This is a genomic window from Streptomyces sp. NBC_01235 (assembly GCF_035989285.1).
Lineage (GTDB): Bacteria > Actinomycetota > Actinomycetes > Streptomycetales > Streptomycetaceae > Streptomyces.
The window spans coordinates 638428-661464 of the sequence record NZ_CP108513.1; the positions used below are offsets into that span (position 1 = coordinate 638428).

Sequence of the window (23037 nt, forward strand, 5' to 3'; positions counted from 1 at the left end):
CACCCACTACCGCTCAAGGAAGGCGAGGGCATCCGCCACGAACTGCTCGTGGAACTGGAAGATGCCTCCGTGGCCGGCGTCGGGGTAGACGACGATGTCGGCGTTCGGCAGTCGCCGGGCCAGTTCGAACGAGTTCTTCGTCGGCACCATCCTGTCGCTCTCGCCATTGGCGACGAGCACGGGCTGACGGATGACGGAGAGGTCCTGGGGCTGCGCGAGCCCCCAGCCGTGGACGGCCTTGAGCTGGGCGAAGTACGACGGGAGGGAGATCGCCTTGTCCCGGTCGTGGGCGCGCTCCTTGAGACGGGCCAGGAACTGCTTTCCGGCTCGGCGCCCGCCCGCGGTGCGGGTGAAGAAGAGGAACTGCTTCGGGTCCTGGAGGGTGAACAGGGCGCGGAGGGTGTCGAGATGGGACAGTCGGCTCACGTTCTTGATGCCCTCGCCGCCCGCGGGGCCGGGGCCCGTGAGGATCAGCTTGCGGACGAGCTGCGGTTCGTTCTGCGCGATCACCTGACCGGCGCCGCGCCCACCACGAGACATGGCGCACACGAGAGAAGGACCCCTCTTGCGGCCCGCCGACCAGCCATTTAGGATGATGATCGTAATTTAATCGGGGAGAGTCCGCTGCCGGTCACCGGCAGCCATGACGTGAGGCAAGGCCCCTCCGAAGAGCTCTGCCAACGGGGCGCGCCCCGAGCACTGCACCCGGCGCGCCTGACGCGCGCTCGTCACCCCGTGGCTGCTGCCCCTCCGGCAGCCATACCGAAACCGAGCCGGGAAGGGCGCGCGAAGGGCGACCAGGTCGTCACAGGGACCCTTTTCATCCGGTAACGAGACCGCCCTGACACCCCTACCAGAAGGACCTGGACATGAGCGCACCGCGGAACTCTGCACCCCCCTCACGATCGGCATACAAGAACGCGCCGACCCGCTCCGTGGCCGTTGACGGGGTGGACTTCGCCTATCGGCAGCTCGGCCCCGAGGACGGCGTACCGTTGATCCTCCTGATTCACCTGGCCGGAAACCTGGACAACTGGGATCCGCGTGTCGTCGACGGACTCGCCGCAGAACGCCGGGTCATCACCTTCGGAAACCGCGGGGTGGGCGGGTCGGGCGGCTCCACGCCTGACACGATCGAAGCGATGGCCCACGACGCGGTGCGGTTCATCCGTGCCCTTGGCTTCGACCAGGTCGATCTGTTCGGTCTGTCGATGGGCGGGTTCGTCGCGCAGGTCATCGCGGAAGAGGAACCGCGCCTCGTCCGCAAGCTCATCCTCGCGGGCACGGGCCCCGCCGGCGGCGATGGCATCGACAAGGTTCCGTCCCTTGCCATCCAGGCGACGATCAAAGGCGCCCTGACCCGTCGGGACCCGAAGCTCTCCCTCTTCTTCACCGACACCGCAGGCGGCCGTCGGGCAGGACGCGCCTTCCTGCAACGACTGAAGGAGCGCACGGACAACCGGGACAAGGACATCTCCCTGCCGACGGTCCGTGCCCAGCTGAAGGCCGTCAAACGATGGGGCCGCCAGGCACCGTCAAACCTGTCGGCGATTCGCCAACCGGTCCTCGTGACAAACGGCGAGAAGGACCGGATGGTGCCCAGCCAGAACACACTCGACCTGGCCGCACGTCTCCCCAAGAGCGAACTCGTGCCCCTCTACCGTGATTCCGGCCACGGGGGGATCTTCCAGTACCACGAGGACTTCGTCGCAAGGGCCCTTTCATTTCTGGGGTCCTGAGCTCGATCGGATGCCGTTGGAGCGGGCCTCACACGGGCCGTACCGACACCCGGACCAGAGGCGCGATGGGATCTCCGGCCGATCTGCCGCACCTCCCGCAATGCCTGACGACTCCGACATCTGGTGGTAGAGCCCGCCGGTTGCCGCGTCTCACCGGCAGGTACACCCACTGCGATCCGGTCGGAAACTTCTCGGCGCTCGCGCAGACCGGGCTTCGCTCTTCAAGTCGTCACGCAAGCCTGGCGAGCCTGCCCGATGCCGGCCCCGGGGCACGATCGAAACAGGGCGGGCCCGAGTGGCGTCTCGCCCCGGCGGCACTTCACGAGGGAACCCAGAAACTAACGTACGACCGTAATAGTATGACCGTTCGTTATTGAGGGGTCAGGGGACCACCCACCTCTCGGCCTCTGGGCCCGCCACATCAGCACCTACAGAAACGAGGCCCTCCGTGCATGATCTCCCGTTCCAGGCAGCCACGGACCAGTTGAGTGCGCTGGCCTCGGGCGAGGTGTCGAGTGAGGAACTGCTCGAGGTCTACCTGAGCCGCATCGACGCCCACAACGAGACGCTCAACGCCATCGTCACCCTTGACGTCGAACGGGCGCGGCACGCGGCCAGGAAGGCCGACGCGAAACGCGCAAGTGGGGCAGAACTCGGCCCGCTGCACGGTCTGCCGATCACGCTGAAGGACAGCTACGAGACCGCTGGTCTGCGGACCGTCTGCGGCCGCCCCCACCTCAAGGACTACGTGCCCGAACAGGACGCCGAGGCGGTGCGACGGCTGCGTGCCGCAGGTGCGGTGATCATCGGCAAGACCAACATGCCCGCGGGGAACCAGGACGTCCAGGCGGACAACCCGGTGTTCGGACCGACGCTGAACCCGTGGAACACCGCACGCACGTCCGGAGGCTCCGCGGGAGGTGGCGCGGTGGCTACAGCCGCAGGGCTGACCGCGTTCGACTTCGGCTCGGAGATCGGCGGATCCACCCGGATCCCAGCACACTTCAACGGCCTCTACGGACACAAGGCGACCTGGCGGTCCATCCCGCTCATCGGCCACGTGCCGGGCGGACCCGGTGTCGGGCGGTGGGGAGAGATCGACCTCGCCTGTGCGGGCGCCCAGGTACGTGAGGCGCGCGACCTTGTCCCCATCCTCCACGCGACGGTAGGACCGCCCGAGCGCGACGGCGGTTTCAGCTACACCCTCGCACCCCCCAGGGGAAGCAAGCTGGGCGGCTTCCGGGTCGCGGTGTGGCCCGAGGACCCCTCGTGCCCCGTCGACCACGACGTCGTCACAGCGATGGACGACGCCCTGAATGCCCTCAAGGAGGCCGGCGCGAAGGTCGAGGTGCGGCCCTCCGGCCTCCCCGGTGACATGGCGACCAGTCATGACATTTTCCTGCGCCTGCTCTTCGGTGCGTTCACCTACGACCGATCCGGACTGACAGCGGCCTCCAACACAGCGCTCCTCGCGCGTCTTGCCCAGCATCCTCGTGGGGAGGCGCTGTACGCCTTGCGCGGAACCTTCCAGTCCCACTACAGCTGGCTCCAGGCGGACGTGGCACGCCATGAGCTGCGGCAGCGGTGGACCGAGTTCTTTCGGGACTTCGATGTCCTCCTCATGCCGGTCACACCGACCACGGCACCGCCTCATCACAACAAACCGATCGACAGATTCGGACGCCGGATCCAGGTCGACGAGCGGCCTCGCCCCTACTGGGACCAGGTCAAGTGGAGCGCCATCGCCAACGTGGCCGGCTCTCCGGCGACGACCATCCCGGTCCGAACCGGCCGAGACGGTCTGCCTGTCGGGCTCCAGGCGATGGGTCCGAGTGGCGGCGACCTCACCACCATCAAGTTCGCCGAGCTCCTCGGCCGAGAACTCGAGGGCTACCAGCCACCTCCGGCCTTCCTGTGACGATCCGCCGACCCGCACTGCCCGCGAACCCGCCCCCAGCCGACCCCGGCTGGCGTCGGCCCACACAGAGGAAGAGCCCGTTTGACTTCCTCCCCCGCCTAAAGGCGGGGGATTCCAGCGGTCGCCCGCTGGGGTTCCTGCTTCACCGACGACCGCCCCCTCCGGGAGGACTCCCGTTGAGGTCTTACACCGTCTCCACAGGCAGACGCCGCCAGCCCGGCGGCCAGGATGTTGCGCGCCGCGTTCACGTCGCGGTCATGCACGGCGCCGCAGTCACACGTCCACTCGCGGACGTTCAGCGGCATCTTCGCCGCGACCGCGCCACAGGCGCCGCACAGCTTCGAGCTGGGGAACCAGCGGTCGATCACGACGAGTTCACGCCCGTACCAGGCGCACTTGTACTCCAGCATCATGCGGAGGTCCGTCCAGGCTGCGTCAGAGATGGCGCGGGCGAGCCTGCCGTTCTTCAGCAGGTTGCGGACGGTGAGGTCCTCGATCACGACCGTTTGGTTCTCACGGACGAGTCGAGTCGACAGCTTGTGCAGGAAGTCCCGGCGGCGGTCGGCAATCCGGGCGTGGACGCGGGCGACCTTCACCCGGGCCCTGGCCCGGTTGTTGGAACCCTTCGCCTTGCGGGAGAGTTCCCGCTGCGCCTTCGCGAGCCGCTTGCGGTCGCGGCGCTCGTGCCGGGGGTTGGTGATCTTCTCCCCGGTGGACAGTTGCTTGGTGTGCCATGGCCTCTGCTCCTGTGCAACGACCGCTCCGCCGCTGCGAGGCCACCGGCCCGGGTGGCGTCGCATCCCTGCCCGTGGCTTTCCACCGATGCCCCTCCACGCGCAACCTGCAGCGGCACGGGAACAGAGCGGCCGCCGAACCGGGAAGACTCCGCTACCGACCGCCGCACGCAGCCGCCCCCGTCACGCCCTCGCCCAGCCCTCTTCGCCCATCCGGTCGCGGCAGCATGAGCAGGCGGACGCCTTCGTCTCGACGACGGCCTGCCACGAACGGTCTCCTCGTCTGGACGTCACGTCGCATGAGGGGCCGGACGAGGCTGACTGGGCCGGGTCGACTGACCCAACTTGAAACGGAGGCCCAGGTGGCGCCGGTCCTGACGGCGCTCCGGTGCACCTGGCCCCGATCACCGCGCCTCCGCGGCTTCGGCTCGCCCCTCCCGTCTTCCAAGACCTGCGCCGCCCCGGGAGAAGCCCGCGAGGCCGGAGCAACTCGTCCCGGTCCAGGTGCGCCAGTACGCGGGATCCGGGTGCGCAGCACTTTGCAGGTGCCGAGGCCCCGTAACCGCAGGAAGTTCGCAGGCACGGGGCGAGCCGACGCTCGATGGAGTGGCACTCGTAGGGTCTTCAACGCTCAGCGCCACGACGATGGCCTTTCTCACTCCGGTGCCGCCCGGCGGGAGCGGAGTCGTCGACGGAAGCACTGTGCCGGCGGTTGCTGAACCTGGGTTCAAGGAACGGCGACACACTGCCGATGCCGGTGCTCACGGGTTCGAGTCCTTCGGATTACTCCAGGGACGGCGGGTACGACGTTTACCAGGAAGGCCGCGGCAGCGTACGGCAACGGACTCCACCGCCACATCGGCCAAGCGCCGCCTCGCTCAGCCTGGCAGCGGTACCGCACCCGATGCGGTGTCGCCGACCCACCCGGGATTGAATCGTCCGGTTCGGCTGTGGGCTGGAGCGGCCAGTCCGCGAGGAAGTTGGTCACGCCCTTCACGAAGGACGTGGCGTGCTGGAGCAGGAAGGCCTGGCGGCATTGATGGGGATTCTCGCTTTCGGCCAGGCCCGCTCCCCCTCCTCGCTGGATCCGACCCGGGCGCCCCCTCCGCTCCAGAGGATCTCGGCCTGGTTCTGGTGATTGCGCCGGCAGGAGGGGCCGTCGATGTCGCAGCAGCTTAGGCGGCTCAGGAGGAGCTACCCGGTGACGTCGGCCGAGTCCCAGCTGAAGAGAACCTGCCGGCGTCGGCTACTCCCCCGAGAGCCACAACCTGGGGCCAGGGATTCGGTGCGTCAGACACACTGCCCGGCGTCCAGCAGGGCGAGAGCGTTGTTTATCCCCTGATCGAGGAGCTCATGGGCGAGCTGACTGTCGGTCAAGGCGCGCGAGAGCTGCAGTGTCCCCGCCATCAGGCCGAGGAGGCTGAGCGCCTTCACACGCGCCGAGGACGGGGCGTCGGGCGCCATGCGGGCGGCAATGCCGTCGATGAGGACCAGCACGCCGTCGGTGTACGCCTGCCTGGTCGTGTCGGTGCAGCGCCCGATCTCGTCGAGCAGAGCGGCGTTGGGGCAGCCGTCGCCAAGGCTGTCGCGGTGCTGGGGCGAGAGGTATCCGCGCACAATCTGCTCGAGTCCGGCACGGCCAGGCGCAGCCCGCGCGACGACGCTCTCGGCCTGCGCCTTCAACTGGTCGGCGATTGCCGTGGTGACGAGGTCATCCTTGGATTCGAAGTGAGCATAGAAGGCCCCGTTGGTCAGCCCCGCGTCCTTCATGAGCGTGGAGACCCCCGAGCCGTCGATACCGCCTTGCTTGAACCGGCGGCCCGCCGTCTCGATGATCCGCCGCCTCGTCTCCGACTTGTGCTCTTTTCCATACCGCACCACAGCGCACGCTCTTTCGCCGACCGGAAGGACCGGTTGCCCTTCACCTACTTCCCCAGTCTATGGTATTGTGAACGTAATCCAAAGAGTCGACAGCGACGACGGCCGGCCGCCTCGTCGCCAGTTGCCCTCTACGGCAAGGACGACGGGCGAGCGTCGGACCTTCATCGGCGAGGGCAGGCACGGACCCAGCGCCTGAATTCGCCCTCGTCGGCGAGGCTCATGATGCGGCCATCACCACGAGCCCCGCCGACCACCCCACAGGTGCGCAGGCGTCCATCCGCCAGGACACCGTCGACCTGCCCCTGTTCGCCGGGATCCGACGCGTACGCACCTGCCGAGCGGGCCGCTGCGCCCTGCGCCCCTTGGACCGCACCACCGCTCACAACCGCCGCTGATGCTCCATGTCCCGCCGCGGCAATCGCACCAAGGTCGCCTTACCGGGCGCGAGCCGGGCGAAGCAACCGCGCCGGGTGACGGGCGTACCGCAACTCCAGCTTCGAGCCGGTCACCCCGCCACGCCGATCACCGCACCGACGAGGCACAGTGGTCGCCGCTTTTGACCGCCGCCGCGATCGGCCGACGGTGCCCTGCCGCTGCTCGCCCCCGACCGCCAGGGAGGAGTCGGGGCCCCCATCGATCGCCCGCCCCCCGCACTCTCCCCTGGCGGACCCGAAGCGCCCTTCGCCGGCTCGACCGACAGCGTCGGCGTGCCACAGACTTCTGAGCTCACCCGCAGGGGCAGGTGCCCCACTTGTGCCCGGCAGCCACACCCCATACGATTACGATCGTAATATTATTGGGGTATCGATGACGCCCTACCCGGCCCCGCTCATGACAGGTGGCCACCGGGCTCAGAAGCAGGACGGCGAAGTCCCCACCCAGCCGGCCACGCCCACACGGTGACCGCCCGATCCGTGGCCGTCCGCCACCCACAACCTGAGGAATCACCCATGCTCAACGCCCTGTGGAACCCGACCACCGTCGGGGAGATCGCCCTGCCGCACCGACTGGCCATGGCACCCCTGACCCGCAGCCGGGCGACCCCGGACGGCGTACCGACCGAGCTGAACGCCGAGTACTACGCCCAGCGCGCCTCGCACGCCCTCATCATCACGGAGGGCACCCAGCCCAACGCCGACGGACAGGGCTACCCGATGACCCCCGGCATCTACACCGACGAACATATCGCCGGGTGGCGCAAGGTCACCGACGCCGTACACAAGGCCGACGGACGCATCGTCATCCAACTCATGCACGCCGGCCGCATCGCCCACCCCGACAACACCCCCCACGGGCGCCAGCCCGTCGCTCCCTCCGCGGTCAGGCCGGCCGGCCTGACGTTCACCCCGTCCGGCCTCCAGGAAATGCCGGAGCCCCGCGAACTGTCCACCGACGAAGTCACCGCCACGGTCGACGACTTCCGCCGTGCCGCCGCAGCCGCCATCGCGGCCGGCGCCGACGGCGTCGAGATCCACGGCGCCAACGGCTACCTGATCAACCAGTTCCTCTTCCCCAGTGCCAACCAGCGCACCGACCAGTACGGCGGCTCCCTCGACAACCGCATCCGTTTCGCGGTGGAGGTCGCCACCGCCGTGGCCGACGAGATCGGCGCCGGCCGCACCGGTATCCGGATCTCCCCCGGCAACCCCTCCCAGATCAGCGACCTCGCCGAGAGCGACCCCCACGAGCTCTACCCGCACCTCCTGAACGCCCTGGCGCCCCTCGACCTCGCCCACCTGCACATCGGCCACGGGGGCAACGAAGAACTCCTCCACACCCTCCGCAAGCTGTGGCCGAACACGCTGCTCCTCAACCGGGCCGGCACGGACATCCCCACCCGCGCCAAGGACATCGAGGACGGCCTGGCCGACGTCATCACCGTGGGCTCGATGGCCCTCGCCAACCCCGACCTCGTCGAGCGCGTACGCGCCAACGCCCCCCTCAACACCCCCGACCCCGCCACCTTCTACGGCGGCGGCGCAGCCGGCTACACCGACTACCCCGTCCGCGCCGCCTGAGCAGAGCACCCGGCGCCCGAGGGAAACCTCTCCCCCGAGCGCCCAGGCATGGCTGCGACACGCACCAGCCTCACAGCCGACGAGTCACCAAGGGGCAGCGGGCCGCCCGCGGAGCGGACCATCCATGCACTCCCTGTTGTCCCGGCTGCCCCCACGGACCGAGGGCCCTGCCTGCGGAGTCACACCCGAGGGGCGGGCACCGGGAAGAGCATGCAGCTGCTGGTGGCGTGGGCGAGCAGCCGGTCCTTCGCGTCGACCAACTGCGCCTGGGCGAGGGCGGTTTGGCGGCCCTTGTTGACGACCGTGCCGATGGCGCGCACCGGGCCCGTGTCCACGGTGATCGGCCGCAGGAACTTCACGGTCAGGTCGAGCGAGGTGTATGCCATGCCCTGCGGGAGGATGGACTGGACGGCGCATCCCGCCGCCGAGTCGAGCAGGGTGGCGAAGATGCCGCCGTGGACGCTGCCGATCGGGTTGTAGTGCTGTTCACCCGGTGTCAGCGAGAAGACCGCCCTGCCGGGCTCCACCTCGTCCAGGGTGAAGTCGACGGTGTAGTTGATGGGCGGCCCCGGCAGTCGCCCCGCCTGCAGCTCGCGCAGGAAGTCGATGCCGGCCATGCGCGCGGCGGCCTCCGCCGAGATCGCGGGATCGTCCCATTGATACGTACGCGTTCGCCCCACGGTCCAGCGCCCTTCCCTCTGACTGTCAGCTGACTTTTTCAAGTGAAGCTAGACTTCTCTTCACCTGACTGTCAATGACGAAGCCAGACCCCTTACGATGGCGGGATGGAGTGGCTTGAGGCGAGCACAGAGAACTGCCCCGTCCAGCGCACGCTCGACGTGATCGGGGAGAAATGGACGCTGCTGATCCTGCGTGACGCCGTCAACGGAGTCCGCCGCTTCGACGACTTCCACCGCCATATCGGCCTGTCGGAGGCCGTCCTCAGCGACCGCCTCCGCAAGCTGACCTCGTCCGGCATCCTGAGGACCGTCCCCTACCGGGAGCCCGGCAGCCGCTCGCGCAACGAATACCGTCTGACCCGCAAGGGCTGGGACCTATGGCCCGTTCTGATGGCGCTGAGCCAGTGGGGCGAGGCATACACCCTCGGTTCCGAGGGTCCTGTACTGGACGTCCGCCACACCGAGTGCGACGCCCCGGTCCGCGTCGTCGTCGAGTGCTCCGCGGAGCACTCCACCCTCACTCCCCGTGAAGTCACCGCCCGGCTGGGAACAGGCGCCCGCCTCCGGTCGTGAGCCATCGACCTCACGGTCGCCAGACTGCGGTGAGACATCAGCTGAGTGCCGTGCACTCCGCCGCCGTTGCCCCTCAGCGCACGATCTGACTTCGGCGCGCCGCCGAACCGAACTCGATGGGCGCTCCGGACGCAGGGTTCAGCGCCTTCACCGTCCCCGCCGTCGCCGCCGTCCCGCCGTCGCCGGCACACCGGCCGCACCGGCCGCACCGATGAGCGGTTCCACGGTGAGCCTTGCCCCCTGGCGGGATCCTGATGAAACCGTCGCGCGCGACGTGGTTGCGAGAGAGCCCGTCACCTGACGCGCCGGGAGCCACCGACACCCTCGTACAGTCTTCGGTTGGGCGACAGCTCGACTGCGGTCAGCTGACTGCGCCGCATCGGCGACAGTAGGGCGTCAGGTTGGGCGCGTTCCGGCATCCCGCCTCCCATGCACGTAGGGCGAGAGCTGGCGAAAAGAGGCCCGAGGAAGAGTGCAGGGCCGGGGACGCTCTCGACATCTTCCGCCTGCACGGGGTGGCCCCGTTCGCAGCGGATCTGGGCGTCGACGTGCGGGCCGCATCCGCGGTGTCGCGCCAGTACGGCCGAGCCCTCCGGGTCGGCGCGGCAGCGGTCGCCCCACCGCAGGAGCCCATCACGGCCGGGACCAGATCCATGCCCTTGGGCGTGATCACGTACTTCGGCCGGCTCCGCGAGCCCGGCTCCTTGCAGGTCTCGGTGGCCAGGATCCTTTCTTCCACAGCATCCGGGAGCCGCGCCGCGAGGAGGTTGCGAGGACAGCCGAGGACGCGTTCGAAGTCGCTGAACCTGGACGAGCCGTACCAGACCTCGCGCAGGACCAGGATCGTCCACTTCTCACCCACGACCTCAAGGGTCCGGGCAATCGAGCAGCTTGGCATGTCCCGGTCGAGACGGGGCCCATGCGGACGCCCTGAAGAGCTTCGATCCCTGCCTCCACGGGGGGGGTGATCCCAAGCCTCCTGAGTTTACTTTTCTATACTCAGTCGGTAGCGTCATGACCAGCACATCAACCCGGCCGCACGCGAGAAACGGGTGCACAAGGGGACCTGCGCTGAAGAATCAGATCGACCACCAGAACACCCACGCAGAAGGGCGGCCGACATGAAGGCCTTCGTCGTCGAGAAGTACGGCAATGACGGCGCGCGCGCCGCAGACGTACCCGAGCCCACGGTCGGGGACCGCGACGTCCTGGTCAGAGTGAGCGCCGCCAGTATCAACCCGCTGGACAAAATGCTCCGCAACGGGGAGTTCAAGCAGCTCCTGAAGTACAGGCTTCCGTTCGTGCTCGGCCACGACGTGGCCGGCGTCGTGACCCGGGTCGGCTCCGCCGTACACGGCCTCAAAGTCGGCGACGAGGTCTACGCCCGTCCGCGCGACCTGCGGATCGGCGGCTTCGCGGAGTTCATCGCGATCGACATGGACGATGTCGCGCCCAAGCCGGCCTCGCTCACCCTCCAAGAGGCGGCCGCGGTGCCGCTGGTGGCCTTGGCCGCCTGGCAGGTTCTCGTCGACCGTGCCCATGTGAAGCCGGGTCAGAAGGTGCTCATCCACGCCGGTGCCGGTGGCCTCGGCTCGACAGTCATCCAGCTCGCCAAGCACCTCGGTGCCACCGTGGCGACGACCACGGACACCGAGACCGAGAAGTTGGTCAGGAGCCTCGGCGCCGACGTCGTCGTCGATTACACCAAGGAAGACTTCTCGAAGGTGCTGTCCGGCTACGACCTGGTGGTGGACTCCCTGGGCGGGGCGAACCTCGAGAAGTCGCTGACCGTGCTGAAGCCCGGCGGCCTGGCCATCAGTGTCGTCGGCCCGCCGGACGCCGGCTTCGCCAAGCAGCTCGGCGCCCCCTCCTTCCTGGGCCTGATCATGAACGCGCTCAGTCGCAAGATCCGTAAGCAGGCGAAAGCGCTGGGCGTGCGCTACCAGTTCTTCTTCATGCAGGCCAACGGCTCCCAGCTGCGCAAACTCGGCGCGCTCTACGACAGCGGGAAGCTCCGCCCGGTCATCGACAGCACCTTCCCGTTCGACCAGACGCTCGAGGCGATGGCGCACGTCGAGCAGGGCCGCACCAAGGCCGGCAAGGTCGTGGTCTCGATGGCGCCCGACAACGACTGAGACCGTGCCGGCCACAGGCCCTCCGTCCGGCACGGTCACCGGAGAGGCGACGACGCCATGGGCGATCCCATGGCGACTACGGTCGCGGAGAGTCGCCGCTGTGGGCGTCTCGGTACGTTCCGCACACCATATGGCTCGCGACACAGCGCGCCACACGGCTCTACGCCGCCCCGAGCCGAGGTCAAGCCCTCGTTCCCGCCGCGTATCAGGAGTGGGATCACTGCGCACGGACCGACACGCATGCGCGGGCAGACACGCTCAGGACAGCAGCGTCCGTCCGCCGAGCGCACGTTGCCAGTTGGGAGTGCGATCCTTGTCGACCAGGGCCGCACGCACGCCCTCCAGGAAGTCCGGCTTGCGGATGGTCGTACGCGTGAGGGCGAGTTCGGCGGCGAGGCACTCGCGCAACGTGTGCTGCCCGCCTCGTGCCAGCAGGGCGTGAGTGATCTCCAGGCTCTGCGGCGAGGCGGACTCCAGGGCGACCAGCGCGGCTGCCGCCCAGGGGGTGTCGAGGTGGCGCAGGCGTTTCTCGATCTCGCCGAGGGTCGGCGCGCCGAACGCCCAGTCCACGTCACCGCGCACCTCCGCCAGCCTGCTGCCCGCCACCGGGGAGCGGCCGGCAAGGCGCTTCAGGACGACGTCCACCGGGTCGCCGGGACTGTCGGCCAGGGCGTCCCCCACCGCGTCGAGCCCGTCCGCGGGGACGAAGTGCGTGCCCAGCCCCGTGTACAGGGCGTCAGCCGCGTCGAGCCGGTGCCCGGTCAGACCCAGGTACATGCCGATCGCGCCGGGCAGCCTCGGCAGAAAGTAGCTGGCCCCGACGTCCGGGAAGAACCCGATCCCGGTCTCGGGCATCGCCAGCACCGCGCGCTCGGTGACGACGCGGAAGTTGCCGTGGACGGACAGACCGAGACCGCCGCCCATGCACAGGCCGTCGATGAGCGACACGACCGGCACGGGATACTCGGCGATCCGGGCGTTGAGCCGGTACTCGGAGGCGAAGAACCGCTCGCTGGCCTCGGCATCCCCGGCGAGACTGTGCTCACGGATCGTACGGATGTCGCCACCGGCGCAGAACGCCTTCGTGCTGGTGCTGGCGAACACCACAGCGGACAGCGGTGTGTGCTCCCACTCGGCGAGCACACGGTCGATGGCGACGACCATGCCTGTCGTCAGGGCGTTGAGCGCCTTGGGCCGGTTCAAAAGGATGCGGCCGACGCCCCGGTGGACGTCGGCGAGAATCTCGACCGCAGCGGTATCAGTCATGGGTCAGCACCTCGTACTCCGCGCGGACCTGGCTGTCGTGGCCATCACGTTCCTCACTCGCCGGGTGTCAGCCGTAGATCTGCGCGTAGAGATCCCGGATCTCTTCCACGGTGGGTACGACGGGGTTGTTGGCGAGGGATCCGGACGCGAGCGCCTGCTCGGCCATGAGGGCAACAGGCGGAACCACTCGTCCTTGTCGATGCCGTGGGCTTGGGGGCACCTCAAGATTCTGGCACAGGGCTCGGAGCGCCTCCACGAGCCCATCGGCGGCCAAGGCGTCACTGTCGCCGTCGGTGGCGGCTCCGCCCCAGGCGCGAGCCGATCGAGTCGCACCTGATCCCTGGCCCCGTGGCTGTCAGGGGGTCATCCGGTTGAACTTGCGCACGAGCTTGTCGAAGGTCCGGGCGGGGACGATGCGGCGCAGCACTTTGAGGCGTGGGGCAAGCGAGCCGGTGGGATGGCTCAGTTTCGGCTTCCGCTCGGTCGCTGCCGCGACGACCACCTTGGCGATGGCGGCGCAGTCCGCGCAGGCGGGGCGCCGGGCTTCGCGTGCCGCGGCTACCTGTTGCCCGGCCGGGCCCTGCTCCCGCAGCAGCTCCAGCGCGGTCGCCACGATCGGGATACCCGTCGTAGGAGTGGAAGCCGTCCTCGCGGTCCCAGCTGCCTTGCCGGTGCGGACGGGTGAGGCCGGCGGCCTTCGCCATCCGGCTCTTGGCGGAACGCTTGCCGACCTGGTGGAAGACGAGCAGGACAGGCAAGGTGCACACGCTCGTATCCCTCCCAGGCGGGTGCTGATCAGCGGGGCCGTACTGACGCTCGTCGGCGAGCTGGCCAGGGAACGGCCGGTGCTGATCGCCGTCGACGACGCCCAGTGGCTGGACGAGCCCTCCGCACAGTGCCTGGCCTTCGTTGCCCGCCGACTGCGCGACGAGCCCGTGGCCATGCTCCTGACCGGACACGACGATCCCGTGGAGGGACCGTGGGAGGAGCTGGCGGCGATGGAGGTCCGTGGGCTGGGCGACGAGGACGCCCGGCTGCTCGCCGGTGCCGTCGCTCCGCACGCGGACGAGGCGGTGATCCGCCGCACGGTCCGCGTGGCGGCCGGCAATCCGCTCGCGCTCCAGGAACTGCCCACATCCATGGCGGCGGGCGACATCTCGACGCACCCTCTCGTCGGTGAGCAGATCGCCGTCGGGCCCCGCCTGCGCCGCGCCTTCCGTGCCCGCATCGAGAGGTTGTCCGCGCCCGCCCGCACCGCGCTTCTTCTCATCGCCGCCGATGACCGCAGCGATCGAAACACCATGTGCCAGGCGAATCTTGTGCTCGGCCTCGACTCGGTCGCGTGGGACGAGGCGATGCACTCGGGCCTGCTGACCACGCGTTCGGACGGTCGTATCCGCCTCCGCCACCAGCTGATGGGGGCGGTGGTCTACGAGGAGGCACCGGCCGCGGACCGACAGGCGGTTCATCGCGCGCTCGCCTCCGTGCTGAGCGGTGAGAACGCCGACGAGTTGCGCCCGTGGCACCTCGCCGCGGCTGTGGAAGCCGCGGGCGGACCTGACGGGGAGGTGGCGCGGCTGCTGGAGAAGTCGGCCGATCGCTCCTGGGCACGCGGCGGCTGTGCCACGGCCGGCCGTGCCCTGCGGCGCGCGGCGGCGCTGTCCCCCTCCACGGACGACGCGGCCAGGCGGCTGGCTCTCGGAGCGAAGGCGGCCTGGGAGGCCGGCCAGGCCGATATGGCGCGGGACATGCTGGCGCGGGCCGAACGGATCTCCTCCGAAGCCAAGGTCGCGGACCTCAGTGAGGGGTTGCGCGGGCTGATCGAGTTCACGCACGGCCATCTCGAGATCGCCTGCCGTCGGCTTGCCCGGGACATGGAGCGGGTGGCCGATCCCGGGCAGGCGTTCAGGCTCGGCAGCATGGCGCTGTGGTCGGCGTGGGCGGTCGGGCACGGCGAACTGCAGCGCGAGACGCTCCACCGGCTCGAGCGGCGGCTCTCACAGGGGGACTTCCCGAACGCCGGTCTGCTGCTGTTGCTGCGCGCATGGTGGACGGAGGAGCGGGACTGCGGCACCGGTGACCGCGACCAGATGGTGGCTCTCGGCGGTGAGGGCTTCAACCGGCTCAGCGGCAGTTCCTGGCTTCTGATGCCACCGGCACCGCTGGGGATGGCCTGGGGCATCGAGCACGTCATTGGGGCGGGCCTCCACCGCGAGATCGACCAGCTGCGGCACACCGACCAGGTGACGGCCCTGACCCAGGCGCTGGCCCAGACCGTGATGGTAGACATCGCGCAGGGATCCTGGGCCTTGGCCGAGGCGAATGCCATCGAGGGACTCCGAGTGGCGGAGGAGATCGGCGACGACAAATCGGCGTCGCAGTACCGCAGCGGTCTCGGATGGCTGGCAGCCGCGCGAGGCGATGAGCGGAGCGTCGCGGACCATGCCGCCCGGACGTCGAGCTTTGGGTGCCGCGCGGAGTGCGCGTCTTCAGCGCGGCCGCGCAGTGGAGCCTCGGTATGTCGGCGCTCTTCGCCGGCCGGGCCGAGGAGGCTGTGGGCCGCCTGGTCCGGCTGACCGAGGACGGGCACCACGCGGCGCACCCCACCATCGCGATCCTGGCCGCGCCGGACACCGCTGAGGCCGCGGTCCAGGCCGGGCAGCGGGCGACGGCCGAGGAACAGGCGCGGTTGCTGCGGCGGTGGGCGGAGCGGTCCAACGCGCCCTGGGCGGTCTCCGCGATGCACCTTGTCCATGCCCTGCTGGCGTCCCGAGCGGATGCGGAGAAACAGTTCCAGCTCGCGCTGGATGTCCCCGGAGCCCAGTCGCGGCCCTTCGCCTACGCCCGCACCCGCCTGCTGTATGGCGAGTGGCTGCGTCGAGCCCGCCGCCGTACCGACGCCCGGGCACAGCTGGCCGAAGCCGCGGAAACGTTCCGGCGACTCGACGCGGCTCCCCTGCTCGCCCGCACCCGGGCCGAACAGGAGCTGGCCGGGCAGCAACCGCGCCGCGACTCGGCACCGGACCGGGACGCCGCAACGGTCCTGACCGCGCAGGAGTCGCGAGTCGTACGGCTGGCCGCGGAGGGACTCACCAACCGGGAGATCGGGGCACAGCTGCTGATCAGTCCTCGTACGGTGGGCTATCACCTGGCCAACGTCTTCCCCAAGCTCGGCATCGTCTCGCGCGCCGACCTCGCGCGCATCGATTTCGGGGACGGGCTGCGTCTGATGGACTGACCGGGGGCCTCTCGGGACCGACTGAGTGGCGGCTGATGCCCGGCGTCGGCCGCCCTTCTGCCCAGGAGTACCCGGAAGGCTTCTCGTCGGCACCATCCTGTCGCTCTCGCCGTTGGCGACGAGCACCGGCTGGTGGATGACGGAGAGGTCATGTGGCTGCTCCAGCCCCCAGCGGTGAATGGCCTTGAGCTGGTTGTTGTACGAGATGGGGGAGATCGCCTTATCCCGGTCGGCGGTGCGCTCCTTCAGACGGGCCAGGAATTGCTTTCCGGCTCGGCGCCCTCCGCGGTGCGGGTGAAGAAGAGGAACTGCTTCGGGTCCTGAAGAGTGAACAGCGCTCGGACGGTGTCGAGATGCGACAGCCAGGTCACGTTCTTGATGCCTCGCCGCCGGCAGGACCGGTGCCGCTGAGGATGAGCTTGCGGACGAGTTGCGGTTCGTCCTGGGCGATCACCTGGGCGATCATGCCGCCCATCGAGAAGCCGTGGATGTCGACGTGCTCGAGCCCGAGCGCCCGGATGAAGGTGACGGCGTCCTTCGCCATCGCCTGGATCGTGCGCGGCGTCGAGCCGGTGGAAGCGCCGATGCCCCGGTTGTCGAAGGTGATGACCCGGCGCTTGGCGGCGATGCCGTCGACGACCCGGGGGTCCCAGTTGTCGAGGACCGCGGCGAGGTGCGTGATGAAGACCACCGGGACGCCGGACCGCGGGCCGAGGTCACGGTAGGCGAAGGTCACTCCGCAGGCGGTGAGGGTGCGAGTGGGGACGTTCTTGTACGACGTCACCACGCCGCCCCGTACATCCTGTGCGTCATTCATGGCCGTGTCCTTCGGCTCGGGGGATCATCGAGACGGCCGGCCGCCGGTTCAAGCGGGACGGCATCGACGGATCAGGTATATCGGCGCTCATACAGGACGTGGGGCTGACCAACGGCGCCTTCTACGCCCACTTCACATCCAAGGACAACCTCATCACCACCACGGTCGCCGACCAACTGCAGGCGCAGAACGCGAGCATCGTCGCGCAGGCGGCGTCCGGTCGCGCCGGAGTCGAACAGATCGCGCGGTGGTACCTGTCCGCCCAGCAGCGCGACAACCCCGGCGACGGCTGCCCCTCCGCCGCCCTGCTCGACGAGATCGCGCGCAGCGCGGACCCGACCAAGCAGGCGTACACCGATGGCGTGCTGATCGTCGTCGACGGCATCGCGGCCCGCCTGGCACCCGACGATCCACTTTCGGTCCGCACCAGGACGCTCAGCGCCTACGCCATGATGGCCGGAACGCTGCAGCTCTCCCGAGCCCTCGCCGACCGGCGACTCGCCGATGAACTACTTGAGCAGGGCATCCACAACGCCCTCGCACAACTGGGCGTCGAACATGAGCATGCCATGGTTTCGAACTGACGCACCCACCAAAGCCGCAAGGCACCCCTCGCTTCCGCACGGCACACCGCATGGTCCGACACGGCCGGGTAGGCCTCGGGCTTGCGCTTGCCGGTGCGAAGAAGACCGCCGCCCCGGACTCGGCCACGTATTCCAGCAGGGTGGTCTTGCCGATGCCGGGGTCACCCCACAGCACCAGCGTTGCCCGTCGCCCTGACGGGCACCGTCAAGGATCCGGTCAAGAGCTGCCTGCTCCGGGCGCCGTCCGTACAGGTCCAGTTGCTTGAAAGCTTAATGGGCTGCGGTCGCCCGGAGCCACTGCCGGCAACCCGAGTTCAACGACACCAGGTCACATTTGACGGACACGGTGACGGACACGGTGACGGATCCGTTTTCCTCGCATCCTCCGTAGCGTCGGGCGTGATCAGTGAACTCGCGCCCCACCGCAGGAGAAAGACATGGCGACGGCGATCCGGGGTCGGGAGCGTCGGCAGGACAGTGGCTCGGCTCGTTGTGACGGACGCCGCTATCGCCGCGGCGGCCACGGACCCGAAACCGAGGCTGCGCTACACCGCCGTCCCGACCGTCGGCCGCGTCAGCACGTTGTGCCGCGTCGCCCCGCCCGGCCCTCGGCCAGCAGCGCTGCGCACCCGGCCGGCCGGCTGACCCGCTCGTCCGTCAAGCAGATCGGGACCTCGAGGCAACAGCAAGGAGAAGCACGACATGGCCACGTGTCCGCGAGATCTGGTTCTGGGCGTCGCCACTGCCAGTTCAGGGCGCCCCGACGAACACGCATCCCTGACGAACCGTCAGGGTCACCCTTGGAGCGAACGATGAAGCAACCCAGCACGATCGGCGTGGAGCGGCTGACACCAGGAATCCGCAAGATCACATTCTCGAATCCACCGGTGAATCTCGTCGTCGGGGAGACCGTGTCCCGACTGGTCGAAGTCGTCACGGAGCTGAGCGAGGACCCGCAGGTTCACGTCGCCGTCTTCACCAGCAGTACACCCGGCTACTTCTTCAACCACTTCGATCTCGACCGGGTGGCCGACTTCATGCCCTCCGATCCGGAGGCGACGCCGGCGTGGATCGATCTCGTGATACGGCTGTCCACAGCTCCGTTCATCAGCATCGCGTCCATCCGCGGACGGACCAGGGGCGGCGGGGACGAACTGGCCCTGGCCTGCGATCTGCGCTACGCCAGCCGCGAGCACGCGGTGTTCGGCCAGCCCGAGGTCGGCGGCGGGATTCTTCCCGGCGGCGGGGGCACAGAACGCCTGCCCCGACTCATCGGACGGGATCGGGCACTCGAAGCCATCCTCAGCAGCAATGACTACGACGCCGACACGGCAGAACGCTACGGATGGGTGACCCGCACGGTCGCCGACGCCGAGCTGGACGGCTTCGTGGACGGTGTGGCAACCCGGCTGGCGTCATTCGACAAGGCGGCGCTGGCAGCCGCCAAGGCGCAGGTCAACCGGGCGACGCTCCCGCCCGATGCCGACCTGCGAGCGGCCTACACGCAATTCCTGAGCTCCCTGACCTGGCCAGGGCCGCAGGCATTCCTGCCCCGGTTCGAGAAGCTCCTTGCCGAAAAGGGTCCCGAAGAGGTGGAACTCCACTTGGGCGACTACCTCGGCATCGCACGCCAGGAGAGCCGGTGAGCACCGGCTGCGAAGACCCGTTCGCGACCAGAGGATGACGCCTCCGGGATCACCTCCTGCGCCACGATCACAACGGCCTCCACCTGTTCGACGCCGACGGGCGGCCGGGCCGAGGCTCGTCGACCGGGCTCGGTCGGCCTGCCGCTCTGGGTGTCCAAGTCCGTAGTGGTGCGTGAGGACGGCGCCGAGGCCGCCGTCGACGAGTGCGGCGGGTGATGCGAGGGCCGGCGGTGGCGGTCTCGGTCACCTGCTCGCCGTCCGCTCGTGGTCTTTCCCGCGCCGCACCGCACGTTTCGGGATCCTTTCTCAGATCGCCGGACGTGACCACTTGCCATCGACCGACGACCACCATATGGTCGTACGAGCGTAAGGCATATGAACGTAATTTAAAGTGAAGGAGTACGTGATGGCGGCAACTCGGCCGGTGGCGCTCGTGACAGGGGCCTCATCGGGGATCGGCAAGGAGACGGCCCGCGCATTCGTCGCGGCGGGTTTCGAGGTGATCGGAACCGGCCGCAAGACCTCCGGGCTCACCCCGCCCGCCGGTGTGACGTACCTCGACCTCGACGTGGCCAGTGACGACTCGGCCACCGCCGCGGTCGCAGAGGTGATCGACCGGTTCGGACGCATCGACGTCCTGGTCAACAACGCAGGAATCGGCTCGGCGGGCGCCGTCGAGGAGAACTCCGTCACCCAGGCCCAGAGCGTCCTGAACATCAACGTCCTCGGCGTCATCCGTATGACGAAGGCCGTCCTGCCGCACATGCGCGCCCGGGGTGGCGGACGCGTCATCAACATCTCGTCCGTCCTCGGGGTCGCCCCCCAGCCCTTCATGGCCCTCTACGTCGCGTCCAAGCACGCCATCGAGGGCTTCTCCGAGTCACTGGACCACGAGGTCCGCGAGCACGGTGTGCGGGTCCTGCTCGTCCAGCCCGCCTACACCAAGACCAGCTTCGACACCAACGCCGCGCAGCCCGACACCCCGCTGCCTCTGTACGCGGAGCGGCGGCGCGACTTCGACAGGATGATCGCGGATGCGATGAAGGACGGTGACGACCCCGCCGTCGTCGCCAAGGTGATCGTCACCGCGGCCACCGACAAGAAGCCGAAGCTGCGCTACACCGCCGGCCCACTGGCCTCACGCGTCACCACGGCGCGCCGCCTCGTCCCCGCCGGAGCGTTCGACAAGCAGATCCGCAAGAACAACAGCCTGCCCACCTGACATCCCCGTCCGGATTCAAGGGTGCCGACGACATCCTGGTCCGGCTTCAAGGGCGCCGATTCCGCCCGAACGCCTCCGATGCGCCCGACATAACCGGCATCCCTGATGTTCCCGAAAGTCCATTGATCAGTCACTCGTTGATTTACCGAGGAGAGTCATGCAACAGCAACGCCAGCACACGGCCCGGCGCAGTGCATCGAGTGCAAGGCGTTTTCTGAACAAGAACGTCGGCATCGCGCTGGCGGTCACCGCGACGGCGGCCGTCCTGGTCTCGGCGCCGTCCGCGTCCGCATGGACGGGACACTCGTACAGCGGATCCGTTGTCACCGACGTAACGACCGCGGCGACGTTCGACTACGCCGCCGGCGAGATCCCCGAGAACATCACCGCCAACCCCGACGGCTCAGTGACCCTGTCCCTGCTCGGCAGTTGCGCGGTGTGCCAGCGCACCCATGGGCCGCAGCTGATGCGTATCTCCGCGTCCGGACAGCGCACGGTGCTCGCCACCGGGCAGGTGGGTGAGGCGATCAGCGGCAACACCCGTGGCAGTGACGGCACCGTCTACTACAGCGTGTGGGCCCCGGGCAACGCGGCCAGGAACGGCCTGTACAAGCTGCTTCCGGACGGTACCCCTCAGCGCATCGCCGCTCTGCCCGCCGACTCGGGCCCCAACGGGCTGGCCATCGACTCGGCCGGACGCACCCTCTACATCGCGGACAGCCTGAAGGGCATCATCTGGTCCGTTCCGGTCTCGGGCGGATCGGCGACCCCGTGGCTGACCGACGCCGCTCTGGCGCCGGTGCCGACCGAAGCCCTGCCGATCGGCGCCAGCGGGCTCAGGTTCCACAACGGCGCGCTGTGGGTCAGCAACTTCAACAAGGGCACACTGCTGCGGGTACCGGTCACCGGCACCGGCGCGGCCGGTCCCATCCGCCTGGTCACGGGCGGCCTGCCCAACATCGACGATTTCAGCTTCCTGACCCCCTGGTCCGATGTGGTGTTCGCGGCGCAGAACGGCTCCTCCTCGCAGAACGGTGCGGACAGGGTCGTAGTGGTCTACCCGAACGGCACCTACAAGCCCGTCCTGACCAGCGCGGACGGTCTCGCCTCGCCCTCCGCCACCGCGGTCCGCGGCAACCGGCTGTACATCACCGACGGCGGGGTCCCCGAGCCCCACGACCCGAAACTGCAGACCGCCAGGATCAACTTCCCTGCTCTCCTCGCAGCCGCGGCACACTGACCTGACCAGGGCGGCAGCCGGGGCGCAAGCCCCGGCTGCGACGGAGGAACGCATAGTGCGGTACGCGAAAGAACACAAGCAGGAGACAAGGCAACGGATCATCACGACGGCCGGCCGCCGGCTCAAGCGCAACGGCATCGACGGCTCCGGAGTAGCCACGCTCATGAAGGACGCGGGACTGACCAACGGCACCTTCTACGCCTACTTCGACTCCAAGGACGAACTCATCGCCACCGCGGTCGCCGACCAGATGCGCGCACAGCACGAAAACATCGTCGCGCAGGCGGCACCCGGCCGCACCGGACTCGAACAGATGATTCGCTGGTACTTCTCCACCGAGCAGCGCGACAGCGTCGAGGACGGCTGCCCCAACGCCGCCCTGCTCGACGAGATCGGACGCTCCACGGATCCCACCAGGCAGGCGTACACCGACGGCGCGCTGGTCCTCGTCGACGGCTTCGCCGCCCGCCTGGCACCCCATGACCCACCGTCGGCGCGTCTGAAGTCACTCAGCCTCCTCGGCATGATGGCCGGGACCCTGCAACTCTCCCGTGCCCTGACCGACCGGCAACTCGCCGACGAACTCCTCGAACAGGGCATCCGCAACGCCCTGGCACTGCTGGATGCCGAGCAGCACAACTGATCGCTTCAGTCGGTGACATGTTTTCCACGTCGGGATGTGAAACGGATGATCCCGGCCCGGCGTGATTCCGGTGAAGATCACCCCCGTCGTGATCTGCCACACCTATGGGCCGGCCTTGAACTGCTTGTGGATCTCGGCGGGCAGCGCTGAGCCACCGGCCACCGCAACGCGAAGATTGGCGGCCAGGCAGGCGACGTCGACCCTGTCGTCGAGGGCGGCGAGAAGACCCCAGTACATCGTCGGGACGCCGGCGAAGAACGTCACGTCGTGGTCGAGCACGAGACGCAGGGTTGACCGCGCCTCAAACCTCGGCTGCATCACGATCGTGCCACCGAAGGCGAGAGCGCGTTCTGGGTCACGGTCTGGCCGACGGCATGGAGACTCCTCGGGGGCATGGTCGCCGTGGACGGTTTCGCGTACCGCCCTCACGACGAGCGCACGGGCACGGCGAACGACACCCCTGTGGCGTCGCTGCGTTTCGCCACCTGGTTTCACCACCTGAAGGGTGAGGTCAGGCTCGTGGGCGGCCCAGCGGACCAGGAGGTCGGTACAACCGCTTCGACCCAGACCAGATGCAGTCTCCGCAAGCACTCCCGAGGACGAGCCGTACCAGACCTGGCGCAGGATCAGGATCGCCCACATCGCGCCCACCGATGTACGCCGGAAGAGCCTCCTCGCATCCATGGAGTGATTCCAGCCTCAC

22 protein-coding genes and 1 pseudogene are annotated in these 23037 nt (G+C 68.8%); 13 read left to right on the forward strand and 10 right to left on the reverse strand.

The features are described from left to right. Positions 1 to 6 precede the first annotated feature (6 nt). Positions 7 to 606 carry an alpha/beta hydrolase gene (locus OG289_RS02865; RefSeq protein WP_442819060.1) on the reverse strand — a complete coding sequence of 200 codons (600 nt, stop codon included), beginning with the start codon at positions 604 to 606 and terminating at the stop codon, positions 7 to 9. 263 nt (positions 607 to 869) lie between these two features. Between OG289_RS02865 and OG289_RS02870 the strand changes: the two genes are divergently transcribed. Both OG289_RS02870 and OG289_RS02875 read left to right on the forward strand, forming a co-directional pair. After that, positions 870 to 1739, forward strand: coding sequence for an alpha/beta fold hydrolase (locus OG289_RS02870; protein ID WP_327312417.1), 870 nt, complete (start codon positions 870 to 872; stop codon positions 1737 to 1739). Positions 1740 to 2187: 448 nt separating this feature from the next. Beyond that, positions 2188 to 3657 (forward strand): amidase, encoded by a 1470-nt coding sequence (locus OG289_RS02875; RefSeq protein ID WP_327312418.1) that lies wholly within the window; start codon positions 2188 to 2190, stop codon positions 3655 to 3657. A 98-nt stretch (positions 3658 to 3755) separates the two neighbouring features. On the opposite strand, the pseudogene OG289_RS02880 reads toward OG289_RS02875, so the two are convergent. After that, positions 3756 to 4376: pseudogene (locus tag OG289_RS02880) on the reverse strand (RNA-guided endonuclease TnpB family protein); the annotation flags it as partial. Positions 4377 to 5400: 1024 nt separating this feature from the next. Between OG289_RS02880 and OG289_RS02885 the strand changes: the two are divergent. Beyond that, positions 5401 to 5529, forward strand: a complete 129-nt coding sequence (locus OG289_RS02885; protein ID WP_327312419.1) for a hypothetical protein — start codon at positions 5401 to 5403, stop codon at positions 5527 to 5529. A 152-nt stretch (positions 5530 to 5681) separates the two neighbouring features. Here OG289_RS02885 and OG289_RS02890 read toward each other — a convergent pair whose 3' ends face one another. Further along, positions 5682 to 6272 (reverse strand): TetR/AcrR family transcriptional regulator, encoded by a 591-nt coding sequence (locus OG289_RS02890; protein ID WP_327312420.1) that lies wholly within the window; start codon positions 6270 to 6272, stop codon positions 5682 to 5684. Positions 6273 to 7222: 950 nt separating this feature from the next. On the opposite strand from OG289_RS02890, the gene OG289_RS02895 reads away from it, so the two are divergent. Further along, positions 7223 to 8290: an alkene reductase gene (locus OG289_RS02895; RefSeq protein WP_327312421.1), complete on the forward strand. Its 1068-nt coding sequence runs from the start codon at positions 7223 to 7225 to the stop codon at positions 8288 to 8290. 179 nt (positions 8291 to 8469) lie between these two features. On the opposite strand, the gene OG289_RS02900 is transcribed toward OG289_RS02895, so the two are convergent. Beyond that, on the reverse strand, positions 8470 to 8970 hold the full coding sequence (locus tag OG289_RS02900; protein ID WP_327312422.1) for a PaaI family thioesterase: 501 nt from the start codon (positions 8968 to 8970) through the stop codon (positions 8470 to 8472). 105 nt (positions 8971 to 9075) lie between these two features. Between OG289_RS02900 and OG289_RS02905 the strand changes: the two genes are divergently transcribed. Then, a complete protein-coding gene (locus OG289_RS02905) occupies positions 9076 to 9543 on the forward strand; it encodes a winged helix-turn-helix transcriptional regulator (RefSeq protein WP_327312423.1) in 468 nt (155 codons plus the stop codon). Between the two features lie 361 nt (positions 9544 to 9904). Here the strand turns inward: OG289_RS02905 and OG289_RS02910 are convergent, their stop codons facing one another. Next, positions 9905 to 10441: a winged helix-turn-helix transcriptional regulator gene (locus OG289_RS02910; RefSeq protein ID WP_327312424.1), complete on the reverse strand. Its 537-nt coding sequence runs from the start codon at positions 10439 to 10441 to the stop codon at positions 9905 to 9907. A 223-nt stretch (positions 10442 to 10664) separates the two neighbouring features. Between OG289_RS02910 and OG289_RS02915 the strand changes: the two genes are divergently transcribed. Continuing rightward, positions 10665 to 11678, forward strand: a complete 1014-nt coding sequence (locus tag OG289_RS02915) for an NADP-dependent oxidoreductase (protein WP_327312425.1) — start codon at positions 10665 to 10667, stop codon at positions 11676 to 11678. Between the two features lie 258 nt (positions 11679 to 11936). Here the strand turns inward: OG289_RS02915 and OG289_RS02920 are convergent, their stop codons facing one another. Both OG289_RS02920 and OG289_RS02925 read right to left on the reverse strand, forming a co-directional pair. After that, complete coding sequence (locus OG289_RS02920; protein ID WP_327312426.1) at positions 11937 to 12944, reverse strand: enoyl-CoA hydratase/isomerase family protein; 1008 nt, start codon at positions 12942 to 12944, stop codon at positions 11937 to 11939. Between the two features lie 355 nt (positions 12945 to 13299). Further along, positions 13300 to 13557 (reverse strand): hypothetical protein, encoded by a 258-nt coding sequence (locus OG289_RS02925; protein WP_327312427.1) that lies wholly within the window; start codon positions 13555 to 13557, stop codon positions 13300 to 13302. A 175-nt stretch (positions 13558 to 13732) separates the two neighbouring features. Between OG289_RS02925 and OG289_RS02930 the strand changes: the two genes are divergently transcribed. Both OG289_RS02930 and OG289_RS02935 read left to right on the forward strand, forming a co-directional pair. Further along, positions 13733 to 15520, forward strand: coding sequence for a hypothetical protein (locus tag OG289_RS02930; protein ID WP_327312428.1), 1788 nt, complete (start codon positions 13733 to 13735; stop codon positions 15518 to 15520). After that, a complete protein-coding gene (locus OG289_RS02935; RefSeq protein WP_327312429.1) occupies positions 15463 to 16182 on the forward strand; it encodes a LuxR C-terminal-related transcriptional regulator in 720 nt (239 codons plus the stop codon). Before OG289_RS02930 ends, OG289_RS02935 begins: the two co-directional genes overlap by 58 nt. A gap of 245 nt (positions 16183 to 16427) precedes the next feature. On the opposite strand, the gene OG289_RS02940 is transcribed toward OG289_RS02935, so the two are convergent. Beyond that, positions 16428 to 16553 (reverse strand): hypothetical protein, encoded by a 126-nt coding sequence (locus OG289_RS02940; RefSeq protein WP_327312430.1) that lies wholly within the window; start codon positions 16551 to 16553, stop codon positions 16428 to 16430. Continuing rightward, positions 16550 to 16999, reverse strand: coding sequence for an alpha/beta fold hydrolase (locus tag OG289_RS02945; protein ID WP_327312431.1), 450 nt, complete (start codon positions 16997 to 16999; stop codon positions 16550 to 16552). Before OG289_RS02945 ends, OG289_RS02940 begins: the two co-directional genes overlap by 4 nt. Here OG289_RS02945 and OG289_RS02950 point away from each other — a divergent pair. From OG289_RS02950 to OG289_RS02970, 5 genes are all read left to right on the forward strand, one after another. Then, a complete protein-coding gene (locus OG289_RS02950) occupies positions 16987 to 17583 on the forward strand; it encodes a TetR/AcrR family transcriptional regulator (protein WP_327312432.1) in 597 nt (198 codons plus the stop codon). The two genes, OG289_RS02945 and OG289_RS02950, sit on opposite strands and share 13 nt — an antisense overlap. An 836-nt stretch (positions 17584 to 18419) precedes the next feature. Next, positions 18420 to 19229 (forward strand): enoyl-CoA hydratase/isomerase family protein, encoded by an 810-nt coding sequence (locus OG289_RS02955; RefSeq protein WP_327312433.1) that lies wholly within the window; start codon positions 18420 to 18422, stop codon positions 19227 to 19229. Between the two features lie 406 nt (positions 19230 to 19635). Further along, positions 19636 to 20451 (forward strand): oxidoreductase, encoded by an 816-nt coding sequence (locus tag OG289_RS02960; RefSeq protein WP_327312434.1) that lies wholly within the window; start codon positions 19636 to 19638, stop codon positions 20449 to 20451. A gap of 157 nt (positions 20452 to 20608) precedes the next feature. Further along, positions 20609 to 21691 carry an SMP-30/gluconolactonase/LRE family protein gene (locus OG289_RS02965; RefSeq protein WP_327312435.1) on the forward strand — a complete coding sequence of 361 codons (1083 nt, stop codon included), beginning with the start codon at positions 20609 to 20611 and terminating at the stop codon, positions 21689 to 21691. A gap of 52 nt (positions 21692 to 21743) precedes the next feature. Further along, positions 21744 to 22334, forward strand: coding sequence for a TetR/AcrR family transcriptional regulator (locus OG289_RS02970; RefSeq protein ID WP_327320564.1), 591 nt, complete (start codon positions 21744 to 21746; stop codon positions 22332 to 22334). A gap of 102 nt (positions 22335 to 22436) precedes the next feature. Here OG289_RS02970 and OG289_RS02975 read toward each other — a convergent pair whose 3' ends face one another. Next, the gene (locus OG289_RS02975; RefSeq protein WP_327312436.1) at positions 22437 to 23018 is read right to left on the reverse strand and encodes an AMP-binding protein; all 582 of its coding nucleotides are present in this window, start codon (positions 23016 to 23018) and stop codon (positions 22437 to 22439) included. Positions 23019 to 23037 lie beyond the last annotated feature (19 nt).